The organism is Novosphingobium sp. BL-S-32, from assembly GCF_056857055.1.
Map to the genome: position 1 here is coordinate 1,974,200 of NZ_CM166477.1, position 14,667 is coordinate 1,988,866.

Here is a 14,667-nt window from a genome sequence, read left to right on the forward strand (position 1 = left end):
CATGACCGACCGCATCGCGGAGGGAGGCAATCACGCCTCCGCACCTGGCCCCTGCTCGCACATCTTCCTCACGGGAGGGAGCGGTTATCTCGGCCGCAATCTCATACGGCACTTCGTGAACGTCGGGTGTGAGGTGGTTGGGCTCGTGCGCTCGCCCGAGGCGGCAAGCGTTGTCCGTACGCTTGGAGCGAAACCCGTTGAGGGACGGCTAGCCGACCCGCAACTGGCAGAGGCTATGAAAGGTTGCTGCGCACTGGTTCATGCGGCGGCCCATACCAGTCATGGTCCGGAAACGCCTGACCATGTTGCAGTCAATGTCAAAGGAACACGTGCCGTGTTTGCCGCGGCCCGCAAGGCCGGTATCACGCGCGCGGTCCATGTCAGCACGGAATCCGTGCTGCTCGACGGTAAGCCGCTGATCAAAGCCGACGAGCACCGCCCCTTCCCGAAACGGTTTCCGGGTGCCTATTCGCGCACCAAGGCCGAAGCGGAGCGCATCGCACTCGCATCGGCGGGCGAAGGTTTCGATGTTATGGCCGTGCGCCCTCGGTTCGTGTGGGGACGAGATGATACGACAGCGCTGCCGATCCTCGTGGAAGCGGCTCGCTCGGGTAACCTGGCTTGGATCGACGGCGGGCGATATCTGACTTCGGCGACGCACGTGGCCAATGCCTGCCACGGTATCGATCTTGCCTTGCGTCGCGGCCGAAGCGGCGAGGCCTACTTCGTCACCGATGACGAGCCGATCGCATTTCGCGAGTTGGTATCGCGAATTCTGGAAACGGAGGGCATCACACCGCCGGCCAAAGAAGTGCCCTCATGGGTGGTCCATACCGTCGCCAGGGTTGGCGACATATTATCCAAGCTGACCAGAGGCAAAATGAAACCTCCGGCAACGCGGCAGGATCTGGCGACAATGGCGGTGGAAGTGACGCTCGATATCACCAGGGCCAGACAGGAACTGGGCTATTCGCCGCTGGTCTCGGTCGAAGAAGGACTCGCAGAACTGCGCCTGGCTGCTCAGCATAGATAGGCGCCCGGTTGGGGTGACGCGCCGGCTTGCCCGCCTCCCCCTACTCCTCTTTCGTCTTCAGGAATGGCGGCAGACGAGCTGGAAACACGTGATTGGCGAAGTCTTCGAGGGATCCTCATTATTGATGTCCAGGGACTTGGGGCGTTCAGCCAGGCAAGCCATCGATCATGACAATTTCATCCAGATCGACATCCCAGTTTGCACGGCTGGCGCAACAGATGTGTGCCGTCGGCCGAATTGTGATGGGTCCATCGAGGCAGCCTGCGGGAACCTTGAGTAGTGCGCCATCCATCTGGACATCCGGGAGCGCTGACCCGCACTCGAGGCAGAAGCTGCGTTGATGCCGGGTGCCAGGCAGCCGAAAAATTTTTACTTCAGCCTCTCCGGCTTCCCAATGGAGTGATGCGTCAGTCGCGAAGAGATTGGCGCCATGGGCCGTGCCGCTTCCCTTTCGGCACCGCGAGCAATGGCAGAGGAAGAAGCTGTCGAAGGAGCCGTTGATGTTGAAGCGAACGGTTCCGCATAGACAGGAGCCGGAAATGTTAGACTGGTTCGAGGAAGCGGTGCCCATGAGCCTAATTAATACTCATGTCGAACCTGGTCCAGTGGGATGATCGCGGTGCTTCGGTCCATCGGGTAAAATCCGACACCGGACGAACGGCAGCCATCTCCTTATTGCAGCCCCGAACCGGACAATGGCCAATCGGCCACTTCACCAAAGACGACAGCTATCTCAGATTTCGGATTACGCACCCCACGGCGCCAGCTTCAGCGGGGAGATTGCGGCTATAGGAAAGCGGAATTCAGGGCGTTTGCGCCCGCTTCCCGGCAATCCGCATAGCCTCCCATCGCGAATATTGCTCCCGCTTTGACGGGTCCGCGTCCTCACGGCCCGCAAGCCAGAACGCGAACCAGTCGATCGAGCGATCGTACGTCGCGAGGCGATGAGCCGGCTGCCACTTGTCATGAAACTCGTCGGGATAGACGAACAGTTCCACAGGCCTTCCGGCTTCGCGAAGTGCGGTGAACGCGGGCAGCGCCAGCAGCGTTTCCCGGTCGGCAAGCTGCATGAGGATTGGCGTGTTAATCGCCCGCGCATTGACGGTCAGCGATAGCGGCTTCCAGAATTCCCGGTCATCGTCCACCGAAGGTGGCAAGCCTGTTTTTCGGTTCTCGTCGGCCCAGGCAAAGCCTCCCAATGCAAGCGAGCTCAGCAGATCGTCGCAGCATGAACTCATGGCTACCGCGGAGAACCGGCGCGAGTTGACCAAGGCAAACTGGACACTCGAGGCGCCGTCACTGAGCCCGGTGATGCCGATCCGGCCGGGATCGATGACACCTGTTGCAATTGCCGCGTCGATGCCACGATCGAGTGACGAGAGAAGGCTGCGCCGCTCATTCCAGTCCTTGTGATCTGCGGCAAGCGTCTCTTCCCAGGTTTTCAGACCGGGGATGATCGAGGAGGAGGACGGTGGCCGCTCGAAGCTCAGAACCGCCATGCCCTTCGCGGCCATCGGATAGATTGGATAATCGTCGCCGACGCCGCCGCGCAGGAAGCCTGCGCTATGGTACTGCACGATCACCATCGGCAATTTGGCACGCCGATCATACCCCGGCGGAAGGACAAGATCGCCCCAGGCCGGGAGGCCCCGGTCATTGACCCAGCGCAGCCTGTGAACCGCCCCCAGCCTGAGACCGGCAAATTCCGGGTTTGGATCGAAGATAGGTCTAAAGCGCCCGGTCTTCAAATCGAGCGCGGCGATGCGACGCGGCGTGGTCGCATTTTCACGGCCACATATGAGCTCGTTGGATGCCTGGAGGCAGCCGGTCAGTGCATCGCGCGTCCGCATGACAAGCGAGATGCGGCCCGATGACGGTTTCCAACGATAGAGCGCCCAGTCCTCGCCGTTCCAACCTTCACGCCGGAGGAACAGAACCGAGCGCCCGCCTTGTTCCCAGAATATCCGCGATATGCGCCCGGCGCATTGCTCCAGCCCGCAGGGAAGCTCCTGCCCGCCGGGCACCTGTGCCCACACTCGCAGCGGCGCTTCCGGATGATCGGTAGTCCCCGCGGTCCAGGCGAGCGCCCCATTGCTCGCCCTTACCGCTGCGCCGCCGTGGGTACCCGGTACGGGCGGCGGCCACGAGCGTGTTCGCTCGTCTTCGGTTGCCGCCCGAACCACCCCGGTCTCGAGATCCACGATGAAGGCCTGCTGCGGAATATCGCTCGCCCACGGCTGCGGCTCCCAGGATTGCTGGGGAAGTATGCTCGAGTCGTAGCGCCAGCCGGAAAGGCCATCTGCCACCGCCTTTCGCTTCGACTCGAGCTCCCCTGGTCTGGCGAGGTAGGTTATGTGCGACCCGTCGGGCGACCAGGAGAAATCCTCGATATTTACCGGAGACTGCGTCACCACCCGTGCACCGGTGCCACCGGCTCCGACGCGAACGATCTGGACTACGCCGTCGACCAGTTTTCGGTAAGCAAGCGACCTGCCATCGGGAGACCAGGCGGGCGTGATGAGTTCAGGCAAACCGGTCGTGATGAACACGCCCCTGAATACGCCCGCCAGTTTGGGAAGTGCGCCGCCTCTATCGAGCACTCTGGGAGAAGAGCGGCCGTCGGTCGCGACCGTGACCAGCGCCGAGCAGATCGAATTGGTTTTCGGGTCGCCGCGCGTGATTACGAAAGCAATGGTCTTGCCATCGGGCGAGAGAGCAAACGGACTTGCGGTCCCACCCATGACTTCCGGATATCCGATATCGCGTAAGCGCGAGAGGTCCTGGGTGGTAATGTCCCTCTTCCCATCCGCGCCCGCAGCCGGTGGCATAAGGTCTTCACAGGTGGCATGCGCCGGCGGCGAGGCCATGCCCGCGGCAAGCGCCGCGAGCATGGCTGGAACGCGAATTACCATTTCTTGGTCACCGACAGGCTGACCACCCGGCCGAACGGGGAATAGTTCGTGCTGTCGTAGGGCGTGTCGAGGAACGAGCTGGTGGCGATCGTATCCGGCTTGTCATTGAAGGCATTCTGGATCGAAGCGATCACGTCGATCCCGCCGAGCGCTCCATGCAGACCGGTGGGATGGAACCGCAGCGTGAAGTCGACCGGGACCATGCCGGAGACCTTGATCGACGGCGCCGACCGGATGTCGCGGACCGGCCCGATGTAGTTGACCGCGGCAGTGGCCGTCACGTCGCCGCCGGTCCAGCTCAGTTCACCCCGGCCGCGAACATGCGGCGGATTGAAAAGCGTGCCCGCCAATTGAGTCCAATCCTGGCCGGCTCCGAGCTGCTGCTTGCTGTCGAGATAGCTTGCATTGAGCGAGGCGCTCAGACGTCCCTCGCCAACGTCGAAGCTGTAGTGGCCAAGAATGTCGACGCCATGGATATCCTGACGCCCGGCATTGACGTTGGAGTTGTCGACGATCGCAACGACACTGGCGGGATCGTAAGGCCCGCTGGTCAGGTTGGTGAAGGTGATGAGCCGCGAGATGACGTCGTTCTGCTGGTCGACCGTGGGATTGAGAGTGACGTATGGCGCGTAGACCGGATTGGTCAGGGCTTCTCGCGTATAGGTGATCGGCGTCACGATCCGATTGCGATAGCGGATGTCGAAGTAGCTCACTTCCAGTTCGGCACCGTCGAGAGCGGTCGGATGCAGCACAAGCGTTGCCGACCAGTTTGTCGATCGCTCGGGCTTCAGATCGGGATTTCCGCCCTGGAAGTCGATCACCGTCCCGCTCGTACCGCCGAAGTAGTAGGAGTCCTCAAGGTATCCGGGGTTGGCGGTATACTGCTCGTAGAAGGTCGCCGCCCGGAAGGATTTGCCCCAGCTGCTCTTGATCGACACATCCTTCGTCGGATCGTAGATCAGGCCCAGCTTGGGCGTCGCCACCGAAGCAATGCCGGGATACTTCTCGTAGCGCCCGGCCGCACTCAGATTGAGACTTCTGCCCAGAGGCGAGTTCTGATCGGGGCCGATGATGGGAATGCTGAGCTCCCCGAACGCGTAATAGCTGTCGCGGGATTTATCGACGAACTGGCTGGGTCCAAGGGTCGTCTCACGGTGGAACTCGTCGCGGCGATAGCCCGTTCCGAATGCGGCCTTGATCGCTCCCGCAGGAAGATCGACAAGCTTGCCGTTGCCGCTCACTTCCACATTGGCGGTCGCATTGCGATAGAAGCCATTACCCACGCTCGCCGAGGTCGCGCCGTAGGTCACGGTCCCTTCGTAATAGACCTTGTTCCATCCGTAGCTGCCTGCGAGCGTCACTTCCCACTGCGCCGGCAGCGACAATGTCAGGCTCGGCGCCAAGGCCCAGGATTCGGCCTTCTGAAGCGTATCGTATCGGCTGACCGAGAGGTCACCGGTCGCATCGAGCGGCATCACCTGCTCGCGCCGGCGGTCGTTGTAGATGCCGTCGAGATCGAATGTCAGATTGGAGGCGATGTCCTGACGAAGCGTCAGCGCGGCATTGTAGTGACGCATCGCCGGGAAGACTTCGAGGCCCGGTGACGTGTCCTTCAGATAGGAGCGCTGGCTCGACTTGATCGCGGAGTTGCTCCCGTACTCTCCCGAGGCCATGGCGCTGCCGGACGACCACACTTTGCCGAGCGTTGCCCCATATTGCTGCTGGAAGTTGCCCCCATCGGTCGAGCCGCCCACGCGCGCCGTCGTTTCCAACCCGTCGAAGTTTCGGCGTAGAATTATATTGGCAACGCCCGCAACCGCGTCGGAGCCGAACAGTGCCGACGAGCCGTCGGGGACAATGTCGATACGTTCAATGGCCCCGAAGGGAATGGCAGAGACATCGACGCTCTGCAGGGCAGCATCGAAGCTGAGCCGGCGGCCATCGAGCAGCGTCAGCGTCGCGTCGCTTCCCAGCCCGCGCAGATTGATCGAGGCCCCGCCCCCAACGTCCAGGTTTTTTCCGCCCGGCAGGTTGGCGCCCACACCCGGATTCTGGCCGCCTGAGAAGTTCTGCGGAATGGCGCGGATCACGTCGTCCGCACTCGACTGCCCGGCATTGCGCATTTCCTCGCGGCCATATGTGAGCTGCGTAGAGGCGACCGGCGCTCCGCGAATGCGCGAACCCGTCACGACGATACCGCCCTCATCGGCATCGCTTTCGGCACGCTTGCTGACGATCACGCCGCCGCCAGAAGGCGTGACCTTCAATCCGGTGCCAGCCAGGACAGAGCCGATCGCTTCCTCGAATGTCAGGTTGCCATCGACGGCGGTGGCAACCCGGTCCCTGACCACCGCATCATCGACGCTGACATTGCGGCCGAAGAGGCGCCCCAGGTCGCGCAGTGATGCGGAAAGCGGCTGCGACGGAAGATGGACCTCGATCCTCGCATCGGCTTTCGCAGCAGCCGGCGCACAGATCATCGTTGCGGCCGCAGCCATGCTGCAGCACGCCAGTAGGTGGTAACGCACGTATGAACCTCCATCCCCGAGGTCTGCTCTTGGCAGAACCCTTCGGAGGCGAAGCGCCTTCCGTGCAGAAACACCCTACGCTAAGTGCAAATTTTTTTTGGGACCGGCCGGCATCGCCACCAACTCTCACCGGCAATGCTATGAAAACGGGCTGTTACGTAGCTCGAGATCTCTCGAGGCGCCTCTCGCAGATCGCCTTCACTTCGGCCTCGAGCAGTTCGATCCGCTCGACCAACCACTCAAGCTCCACGTCGCGAATGACATAGTGCGGCGAATAGCGGCCTTTGACATAGGCCTGATAGAGCAGTTCCCAGCACCGGCTCCCGAACTTGGTGTCGCGAGGCCAGACAGGGATCAGGTCGCGCGCGATGTCTTCGGCCCGCCCGCGGAGATATTTGAGGTTGTGCGACTTCGGGCTGTAGAGTTTCAGCACGAGAAGTACCGTGTGATAGAAGTTTTCGGTCGATTGGTGCAGCAGAAATGCCGCCTGATTGCTCGCCCCGTCGGCAACGAGGAATTTCGCGGCACGCAAGAATGCGCTCGCACTTTCAAACCATTGCTTGAAATGGTTCTCGGCCTCGATATGCGCCAGTCCGGTATCGAGCGGCCTAGGAAGCTCGAACTGCTGGGCCTCGAGTTCGTAGAGCACGATGCCTTCGCGCACGATATCGACAAAGAACGGCCTTCCCCGCGCCAGCTGGAAATTCACGTCCGCCATCGAATGAACGGTGAGCCCCACCGGCGCCGACAGCACCTTGGTGATGTCGTATGCTCGGTTGAGGTGATCCTTCGTCTTGCCCCAGTATTCAGCCTCGTCGGCCAGGCGCTCGTCATTGACGACGACTAGGATGTCGTAGTCCGAAAAGTACCCGCCCACCGGATCCGCCACCCAGTCGTCTCTTGCGTAGGAACCGTAGAGGATCACTTTCGTGATCCGCCCTTGCTTTTTCCACCCTTGCGTCGCGAGCCCCAGAACGTCGCCGAACTCGGAGAAGATAATCTCGACTACGCGCTTGAGGTCGGCGCGCTTCTGTTCGGGAAGGTGATCGAGGTCGGTCTTCATAATCACCTGATTCTAGACAAGTTCGGGTGCACGACAACACTTTCGTGAGGTGTAGTTCGGTCGACCTCGAGGCACATGGCCCGCCCGCGCTTTGACGGCCTGCCCACTTCGCCTGTCGCCGCTTGAGCGGCGTGCCCTTACTTTCCTGAACGCGCGCCGCCCACAATCGCGAAACTGCCATCTTCGCGCGTCTCGAAGCCTAAGCCGAATGTGGCAGCCACTTGCCGAGCGAAGCCTTCGGAATCCGATCGCCTGAACGCCCCGGTGACCCTCATGGACCGGGCGGACGACACTTCGCACAGGACGGGAGTGGGAGCGGTCCGGTTGAAAGCGGCGACAGCCTGGCCGATTTCCACCCCGTCAAGAACCAGCATGTCGTTGGGCCACTGGCTATCGGCAGCAACGATCGGCGTGGGTTTGCCCACGGAGCCTCCTTCGATCGCAATTCCCTGCCCGGCTGCGAGGTCCAGTCTCCTACTGCCATGCTCGGCACTGGCGTCGCGCACTTCGACAGCGCCCCGCAGAAGAGCAACCCTCACAACGTTCGGCGAGAGCACCACATCGAAGAGCGTACCGTGCGCAATCACCCTGCCCGCGCCTGCCTCGACCACGAATGGCCGCGCCTGGTTGTGCGCGACGGCAAAGCGCGCGCGCCCGGCCAGCAACCGCAGCAGCCGCCGATGCCGATCGAAGGAAAGCTGCATCCTCGATCCGCGGTCCAGGATTACCGTCGACCCGTCAGGAAGAGAAATTCGCCGAGGGGGTTCCTCCAGCGAAGCCACTTCCATGCGGGAGATCGGTTCCGGCCCCCATTCACGATGCACTGCAATGAGAACGACCGCCCCTAGCAGAATGAGACCGACCGCCGCGGCTGCGTACTTTCGCAGCGTCCAGGGTTTCGCGATATCGAGATTCCGGTTTCGCACAGTGCCTGTGCTGGCAAGAAACATGGTCGTGTCGAACGACCGCACCCTGCGTTCGTACGCTTCTGCATGGCCAGGCACAGCGCGCCATTCTTCGAACTGGGCGCGGACGGCCTCCGCATCCGGTCCCCGCATCCGAACGAACCAGTCATCGGCATCCTGCTCGAGGCTCATTCCCTTCCCATCGCTTTCCTGCACGGCGTCATGGATCGAGCCTTCGAGTGACATGCCCGATCGCGCGGCTCATGTGTTTCTCGACCGTCTTTACGCTCAGACCCGTCCGGACCGCAATTTCTGTGTAGGTAAAGCCATCGAAGCGGTGGGCGAGGAAGATTTCGCGGGTACGAGGGGCCAATTCGGCCATGATCGCTTCGAGCCGGACCAGCATGTCGCGGGCCTCGGAGGCCGCGACAGCGTCAACGTCGGCGATCGGAACGTCATCCGAACAGACGTGGAGACTTGCACAGCGACGCCGGTCATATTTTGCCTCGCTCCGGATCAGGTTGATCGTAGCCTGCTGCAAATAAGCGCCTGGCGCGTCCACTTCGAGCGGATTTTCCTGCCCCCTTGCAGCGAGCCGGGCGAAGAGTTGCTGGACCACATCAGGTGCGCGATCAGGCTGGGTGTGGCGCATGGCAAATCGCACAAGCTTATCGCGGTGGGACCGGTAGAGCCGGTCGATCCAGTTCCCCTTCGGAAATGAAGCCCGATCTTCAGGAGGCAGCGGATCACCTTCGCCGAGCGTCGAGCCTCGCGAACAATCTACGTCGATATTCAGCCGCATGAGATCACCCCTCCTGCAATGAGAGGGGTTTTGAATACGCGCACGCAAGACGCGTTCTTCTTGCCCAAAAACACGGGCAGTTCTCCAGCCGGAGACCGCGAGGCATTCGCCGCGCGGGGCCAACACTTGGAATCGTTTACCGACGTCTTTAGCCTGAGGCCTGGACATTCACGCCAGCGGCCCGGATGCATGCACCGAGCGATTTTTCCAGCAAGGCAGTTGGCTCGCCTTCACACCCTTTGAAGGCGCATTTGCAACCATACGGATGAAGCTCATCAAGGCAAGCGGCAGTTTTCATGAAAAGTGCCGGGCGTGAGGGACACCATTGTCTTGAGACATGGGCCGAGACCTTTAGTCACATAAGACTTGGACATACGTCTCAGCCGCCCGGACGATTCCAGACCACTCTACTGCGCCTATTCACCTGATGACGGCTTCCGCTGTCATCTCGTGCGATGCAAAGCGATCTCAATGCTATCAAGTTGCACCGCCGCCACGATCGGCAAGATACTGCATCTGATACAGACGAACGCAGAATTAATTTTTTGAAGTCGCTTCGCTATATCGGGGCCTCCCCGCTAAGCTTTTTACGGACTTCGAAATAGATCGCCGCGCCCAACGTTCAATGCCTGGCCCCGTTCCCGAGCAACTCGTCGTAGACGCGTTAGACATTCTGCCAATTCAGTCCGCCATTGCGGTGCATTTCGAGGATCCTCTTACCCCCCAACTCGTCGCCGAAGATTCCATGGAATCGAACCCACTTGATACCAGCCTAGGCCACGCAAAGACGCAGATCTTGGCGCCACTCTTCGCGTAGAGAGATGGCGGCGCGATCGGAACCGACGCATTCCTCCCAGAGATGGGCAAGATTGCCGATCGTCCCCCGGGTATCGATTTCGATCGGCTCAGCGGGTCTGGCGCCCCGGACTGTTCCGCTGAGGCTGGTAAAGGCAAGGCCCATGGCCCCGCTGCCTAAGAGCTGACGGCGAAATAGCATTTCCTCTCTCGACTTGATCGATGCTCGTCGTTGGCATCGCATCCGCTCAATCGATGGGATAAAACTCGGCGCCGTGTTAAACTTAATATACTTTTCGTATATTAAGTTTAACAGTCGGAGTGATCGCATTTCAGCCGCCGAGAACTCGCAAGTGCAACTTGCTCGAAACCCGCGTGTCGCTAATGTGCCTCAGACGGTAAGAGGAAAATGCGTTGACCAAAGCGAAGGCCACGACCCAAGTCAAGAAGACGGCCACGGCTGCGCGGCCCACTGGTCGAGGACGTCCTTCGCAGGCTCAGTCCCAAGCGATCACCGATGAGATTCTCGCCAGAGCAGCCGAAGTCTTCCTTCGCGAAGGCTTTGACGGCACGACCATGGAAATGGTGGCGAATGTAGTCGGTGTCCCGAAGACTACGCTCTACAAGCGCTTTCCCGACAAAATGGCCCTGCTCAACGGCGTGCTCCGGGACCGCGTGGCCTCATGGTCCAAGGTGACGTCGAAGCAGGACCAATTCCTCAGCGACAATCTGCGTGAGCGACTTATCCAGTTCATCACCACGATCCTCGTCTGGTCCGGCAAGCCCGAGGTGAGGGCGTTCACACGTCTCGCGCTGAGCGCTTCAGGCCGAGGAGCCGATGCCCAGGGACCAGATTTTTTCGCCTACAATGACATGGTCGACTATCTACGCGACGAGATCCACACCTATGGGCCAACGTCCGGTATCCAGTCCCAGGCCCCCCGTTCGATTGCCCAGACCATAATGGCCATCAACTCGGGATGGCTGCAACGGCGCGGGCTGGATCAGACCGTAACCGAGGCAGAAGCTCGGCAACAGGCGACATTCACTGTCGACCTGCTTATGAACGGAGCGTCCGTCTGGTAATGCAAGACTTTCCGCCCTTCTACGCTTAATTTGGCCGTCAGCGCTCGCCGGGCAAAAAACCGCTGCGTTCGAGGCTACGGACTGATTCTCGGGCAACCGGCGCAAAAGCACCATTCTTGAGTACCAGGATTCGGTTTCGCCCATCGGACTTTACCGACGCGATTCCATCCGGCGAGACCCACCAACTGCGATGGACTTGCTTTCCGGGAACACCGTCCATCTCAGCTATGGCGTCGCGAAGGCGCATTAGAACCAGTTCACTTCCCTCACTGCCGTGGATTCTGACATAATGATCTTCGCTTTGGAGCGCGAGGATTGGTCCGTTGAAGTGCGGTGGGAGCCGGTGCGCCAGGCGAGGCGTCAAAGATGTTGAAACCACAGCGTGCTCCAAATCGGTCTCTACGCGATAACCTGTCGCGCTATCTGCCACTTTAGAATTAGCTGGGACCGATCGAACCGCATCGGCGGCAGTCGCGATACCTTCGCTGCGAAGCTGTCCATCAACCCGCCGCGCCCACCACGCTACTGCCAGCACAGCCACCGAACTTAACAGCGCAAAGGGCCATATTCCTGTGAAGCCGCCGAGCGCGTGAAAAAGTACATGGGCGCCCCACTGCCACACCAATGTAAGCGGCAGACTGACGATAACGACGCCCCAGAAAACTGTCGCCTTTTTGGGCAGCGAGGTAGCATCTGCCAAGATACTACAGATGATGATCGCTGGCCGAACAAGGACGTAGGCGCCCATCAGGTGAGTCCACCATTCCCAAATGCGAGCGGGCAGATCGGATTCCACATAGGTCCCAAACGGTCCCAGAAATCCGATAACTGATGCAAAAATCAGCATTGCCCAGAGTTCGAGCAGGAATTGACGGATCCAACTCACGCTGTCCTCCCCATTCTGCGGAACGCCAACGGGGAAAACCCCGGACCACGTCCATTTGGCCCACATCGCACAATCGTTGCGAAAGAACATTTCCCGCCAATCGCGCTGCTGCGTCTGTCGATACAAGACCGTTTCATATTGACGAGCAGCAGGTCGAAGATCCTTGTATCGAAGCGCATTCTCAATTCGGTTCCGTGGCTTGGGCATGGCCGTGACCGTGTTCGTTTACGTGGTTGTATTCGCCTTCGTACTCGCCTGACCGACCTTGATCGAAGAACACTCGCCGTTTCGGTTGTGCGGCCGTTAGCCTGACGCTACCGAGAACAAGGATCAGTGGGAAGCCATAGCCCACGGAGATATCTGGTCGGCGATCAATCTAGCCGACTGTCTAGCGATTTTTAGGCCTCAAGGTTCCGTTTGCGGGCTCCATTTGGTGGGTGCTCGCACAACCGAGATGCCAAGAACATGGCCAAAAGCGCACGACTCGATGGAGACGACGCGTCATGGACGTCCAAATCGGGCTGCGGAAGGTATAGAGAAATTATATATCTTGCCGACATAGTTTGACTTGGTTCGCTCACCTCTCACGTTGCTATGCATCCTCGCGATATTCGAGAGGAGCGTGCCGCCGGCACGTCTGAGCAGGTCCGCAATGAAAATTGGCGTTAAATATCCAACCCGCGAAGTCCCGGGAGACCCCGATGCCCTTCGCGCATTCTGCCGGGCCGCCGAAGACCTCGGATTCGATCACCTGTTGATGCCAGACCACGTAGTCAAATGTCCGCATGAGGGTCGGGAGCCCAAGCTTACTGACCCCTACACGGAGAAAGACAGCTTCGACGATCCGTTCATCTTTTTTGCGTTTGCCGCAGGTGTGACCCGCCTTGAGTTCGTGACTGGCGTTCTGGTCCTGCCGCAGCGCCAGACGGCGTTGGTCGCTCAGCAAGCAGCAGACCTGGATTTGTTCTCCAAGCAACGCCTGAGGCTCGGAGTCGGCATCGGTTGGAACTATGTCGAGTATGATGCGCTCGGCCAGGATTTTCGGACGCGGGCTGCGCGGTTCGAGGAACAAATCGGGCTTTTGCGGCAGCTATGGCAGACTCCTGTACTCAGCTTCGAAGGTCGCTTCGATCGGATCGACCGGGCCGGGATAAACCCGCGTCCGCGCCGTAAGATTCCGATTTGGATCGGCGGGCATTCGGAAGTCGCGTATGAACGTGGCGCGAGGCTCGGCGATGGATTTGTGTTTGCCGCCGACGGTGCAAACGGTGTCGCCGCGCTCGGCCGCGTGCGGCACCACCTCGAACAACTGGGCCGCGACCGAGACTGCTTTGGCAGCGAGCTGCTCGCGCTGTTTGCTCGCAGCGAGCAGGAAGCGGCAGACCATTTGCGCCAGTTTCGCGACGCAGGCGGTACTCATGGCAGCGTGCGTACTACGGACAAGGGACTCGGTGCCGATATCGACGCCCACATCGCCTGCATGGCGGAAATCAAGCGGCGCTACGACGCCGGATGATGCCTCGGCGGATGCTCCACATGCCATCCTTGGCAGGTGGAGAACGAACGAAGGCACGGATCGCGCCCAGCGAGAAAGGGAAACCAATGGCCACGATGAAAGCAGCCTTCGCGACGAGCGGCGGCGGCATCGAAAGTATTACGATCAAGGAGGTCGGCATTCCCGCTCCAGGTCCCGGGCAGGCGCTTGTCCGGCTCACGGCCGCAAGTCTCAATTATCGCGATTTGCTGGCACTTCGCGGTCAGCTGCCTGGAATTGAAAGCCGCCAGTATATTCCGTTATCCGACGCTGCCGGACACGTCGTCGCAGTGGGGGAAGGCGTGGAGCGCGTCGCAGCCGGTGACCGTGTTTCCCCTCTGTTTGCTCAAGGATGGTTGAGCGGACAACGACCGCCTGCAACCATGCTCGGTGGTCCGGTCGATGGAGTTGCCCGTCAGTACGCGGTTTTCGATGCCGAAAGCCTGTGCCACTTGCCCGACGCTCTCGGCGATCTCGAGGCTGCCACCCTGCCCTGTGCCGGCCTCACCGCATGGAATGCGCTGTTCGCGGCAAGGCCACTGCGTCCCGGAGAATGGGTTTTGCTGCAAGGTACTGGCGGCGTCTCGATTGCGGCGCTGCAATGGGCCAAGGCTGCCGGGGCGCACGTCGCTATTACCTCCTCGTGCAATGCAAAGCTTGCGCGGGCCCAGGCACTGGGTGCGGATGTCCTGATAAACTATCGCGAAATGCCCGACTGGAGCGAGGCCGCCCGCCAGGCCAGAGACGGTCAGGGCTACGATATCGTAGTGGATGTTGTCGGCGCGACAGAGGTTTCTGCCTGCGCTCGCGCTTTGAACGATGGCGGGATCATTTCGGCGGTTGGTAGGCTCGAGGGAGCTGCGAGTTGGGGCCAGGACATCGGCAAGCCCATCGTTCCTATCGTAGTGGGCAACCGGGAGCAGTGCGTGGCGATGCTCGCCTTTGCTGCGCAGCACGCGACCCGCCCCGTCATCGATGCCGTCTTCGACCTGGAACGTCTTGGCGATGCTGCGAGGCATCTCGAAGCGGGGGCAAGCTTCAGCAAGATCGCCATCAATCTTCTGTAAGGTCAAACTGGACCAGCAGAGACAATCTAGCCGGCGGGAAGGCCCGTACGGCACAT

The 14,667-nt window shown here is 60.6% G+C and carries 11 protein-coding genes; 4 read left to right on the forward strand and 7 right to left on the reverse strand.

Features of this window, described 5'->3' with window-relative positions; translation table 11 throughout:
• Position 1 precedes the first annotated feature (1 nt).
• On the forward strand, positions 2-1,033 hold the full coding sequence (locus AC1VVK_RS25170; RefSeq protein WP_482905881.1) for an NAD-dependent epimerase/dehydratase family protein: 1,032 nt from the start codon (positions 2-4) through the stop codon (positions 1,031-1,033).
• A gap of 145 nt (positions 1,034-1,178) precedes the next feature.
• Here AC1VVK_RS25170 and AC1VVK_RS25175 read toward each other — a convergent pair whose 3' ends face one another.
• From AC1VVK_RS25175 to AC1VVK_RS25200, 6 genes are all read right to left on the reverse strand, one after another.
• Positions 1,179-1,604, reverse strand: a complete 426-nt coding sequence (locus tag AC1VVK_RS25175; protein WP_482905882.1) for a GFA family protein — start codon at positions 1,602-1,604, stop codon at positions 1,179-1,181.
• A gap of 232 nt (positions 1,605-1,836) precedes the next feature.
• Positions 1,837-3,924, reverse strand: a complete 2,088-nt coding sequence (locus tag AC1VVK_RS25180; protein WP_482905883.1) for an Atxe2 family lasso peptide isopeptidase — start codon at positions 3,922-3,924, stop codon at positions 1,837-1,839.
• 14 nt (positions 3,925-3,938) lie between these two features.
• Positions 3,939-6,443, reverse strand: a complete 2,505-nt coding sequence (locus AC1VVK_RS25185) for a TonB-dependent receptor domain-containing protein (RefSeq protein WP_482905884.1) — start codon at positions 6,441-6,443, stop codon at positions 3,939-3,941.
• Between the two features lie 184 nt (positions 6,444-6,627).
• A complete protein-coding gene (locus AC1VVK_RS25190) occupies positions 6,628-7,536 on the reverse strand; it encodes a HEPN domain-containing protein (protein WP_482905885.1) in 909 nt (302 codons plus the stop codon).
• Positions 7,537-7,673: 137 nt separating this feature from the next.
• Positions 7,674-8,687 carry a FecR family protein gene (locus AC1VVK_RS25195; protein ID WP_482905886.1) on the reverse strand — a complete coding sequence of 338 codons (1,014 nt, stop codon included), beginning with the start codon at positions 8,685-8,687 and terminating at the stop codon, positions 7,674-7,676.
• Positions 8,662-9,243 (reverse strand): RNA polymerase sigma factor, encoded by a 582-nt coding sequence (locus tag AC1VVK_RS25200; RefSeq protein ID WP_482905887.1) that lies wholly within the window; start codon positions 9,241-9,243, stop codon positions 8,662-8,664. Before AC1VVK_RS25200 ends, AC1VVK_RS25195 begins: the two co-directional genes overlap by 26 nt.
• Before the next feature lie 1,209 nt (positions 9,244-10,452).
• Here AC1VVK_RS25200 and AC1VVK_RS25205 point away from each other — a divergent pair.
• Positions 10,453-11,124 (forward strand): TetR/AcrR family transcriptional regulator, encoded by a 672-nt coding sequence (locus tag AC1VVK_RS25205; RefSeq protein WP_482905888.1) that lies wholly within the window; start codon positions 10,453-10,455, stop codon positions 11,122-11,124.
• A gap of 37 nt (positions 11,125-11,161) precedes the next feature.
• Here the strand turns inward: AC1VVK_RS25205 and AC1VVK_RS25210 are convergent, their stop codons facing one another.
• Entirely contained in the window at positions 11,162-12,217 is a 1,056-nt protein-coding gene (locus AC1VVK_RS25210) for a LytTR family DNA-binding domain-containing protein (protein WP_482905889.1), read from the reverse strand.
• 445 nt (positions 12,218-12,662) lie between these two features.
• Here AC1VVK_RS25210 and AC1VVK_RS25215 point away from each other — a divergent pair, with 445 nt between their 5' ends.
• Positions 12,663-13,526, forward strand: coding sequence for an LLM class F420-dependent oxidoreductase (locus AC1VVK_RS25215; protein ID WP_482905890.1), 864 nt, complete (start codon positions 12,663-12,665; stop codon positions 13,524-13,526).
• A gap of 86 nt (positions 13,527-13,612) precedes the next feature.
• Positions 13,613-14,611, forward strand: coding sequence for a zinc-dependent alcohol dehydrogenase family protein (locus AC1VVK_RS25220; RefSeq protein WP_482905891.1), 999 nt, complete (start codon positions 13,613-13,615; stop codon positions 14,609-14,611).
• Positions 14,612-14,667: the final 56 nt, after the last annotated feature.

What these genes read in the sequence shown, in the direction of transcription:
- AC1VVK_RS25190 (WP_482905885.1), bottom strand. Translation starts at nt 7,536, where the DNA reads ATGAAGACCGACCTCGATCACCTTCCCGAACAGAAGCGCGCCGACCTC.
- AC1VVK_RS25200 (WP_482905887.1), bottom strand. Translation starts at nt 9,243, where the DNA reads ATGCGGCTGAATATCGACGTAGATTGTTCGCGAGGCTCGACGCTCGGC.
- AC1VVK_RS25175 (WP_482905882.1), bottom strand. Translation starts at nt 1,604, where the DNA reads ATGGGCACCGCTTCCTCGAACCAGTCTAACATTTCCGGCTCCTGTCTA.
- AC1VVK_RS25215 (WP_482905890.1), top strand. Translation starts at nt 12,663, where the DNA reads ATGAAAATTGGCGTTAAATATCCAACCCGCGAAGTCCCGGGAGACCCC.
- AC1VVK_RS25170 (WP_482905881.1), top strand. Translation starts at nt 2, where the DNA reads ATGACCGACCGCATCGCGGAGGGAGGCAATCACGCCTCCGCACCTGGC.
- AC1VVK_RS25220 (WP_482905891.1), top strand. Translation starts at nt 13,613, where the DNA reads ATGGCCACGATGAAAGCAGCCTTCGCGACGAGCGGCGGCGGCATCGAA.
- AC1VVK_RS25185 (WP_482905884.1), bottom strand. Translation starts at nt 6,443, where the DNA reads ATGGCTGCGGCCGCAACGATGATCTGTGCGCCGGCTGCTGCGAAAGCC.
- AC1VVK_RS25210 (WP_482905889.1), bottom strand. Translation starts at nt 12,217, where the DNA reads ATGCCCAAGCCACGGAACCGAATTGAGAATGCGCTTCGATACAAGGAT.
- AC1VVK_RS25195 (WP_482905886.1), bottom strand. Translation starts at nt 8,687, where the DNA reads ATGTCACTCGAAGGCTCGATCCATGACGCCGTGCAGGAAAGCGATGGG.
- AC1VVK_RS25180 (WP_482905883.1), bottom strand. Translation starts at nt 3,924, where the DNA reads ATGCTCGCGGCGCTTGCCGCGGGCATGGCCTCGCCGCCGGCGCATGCC.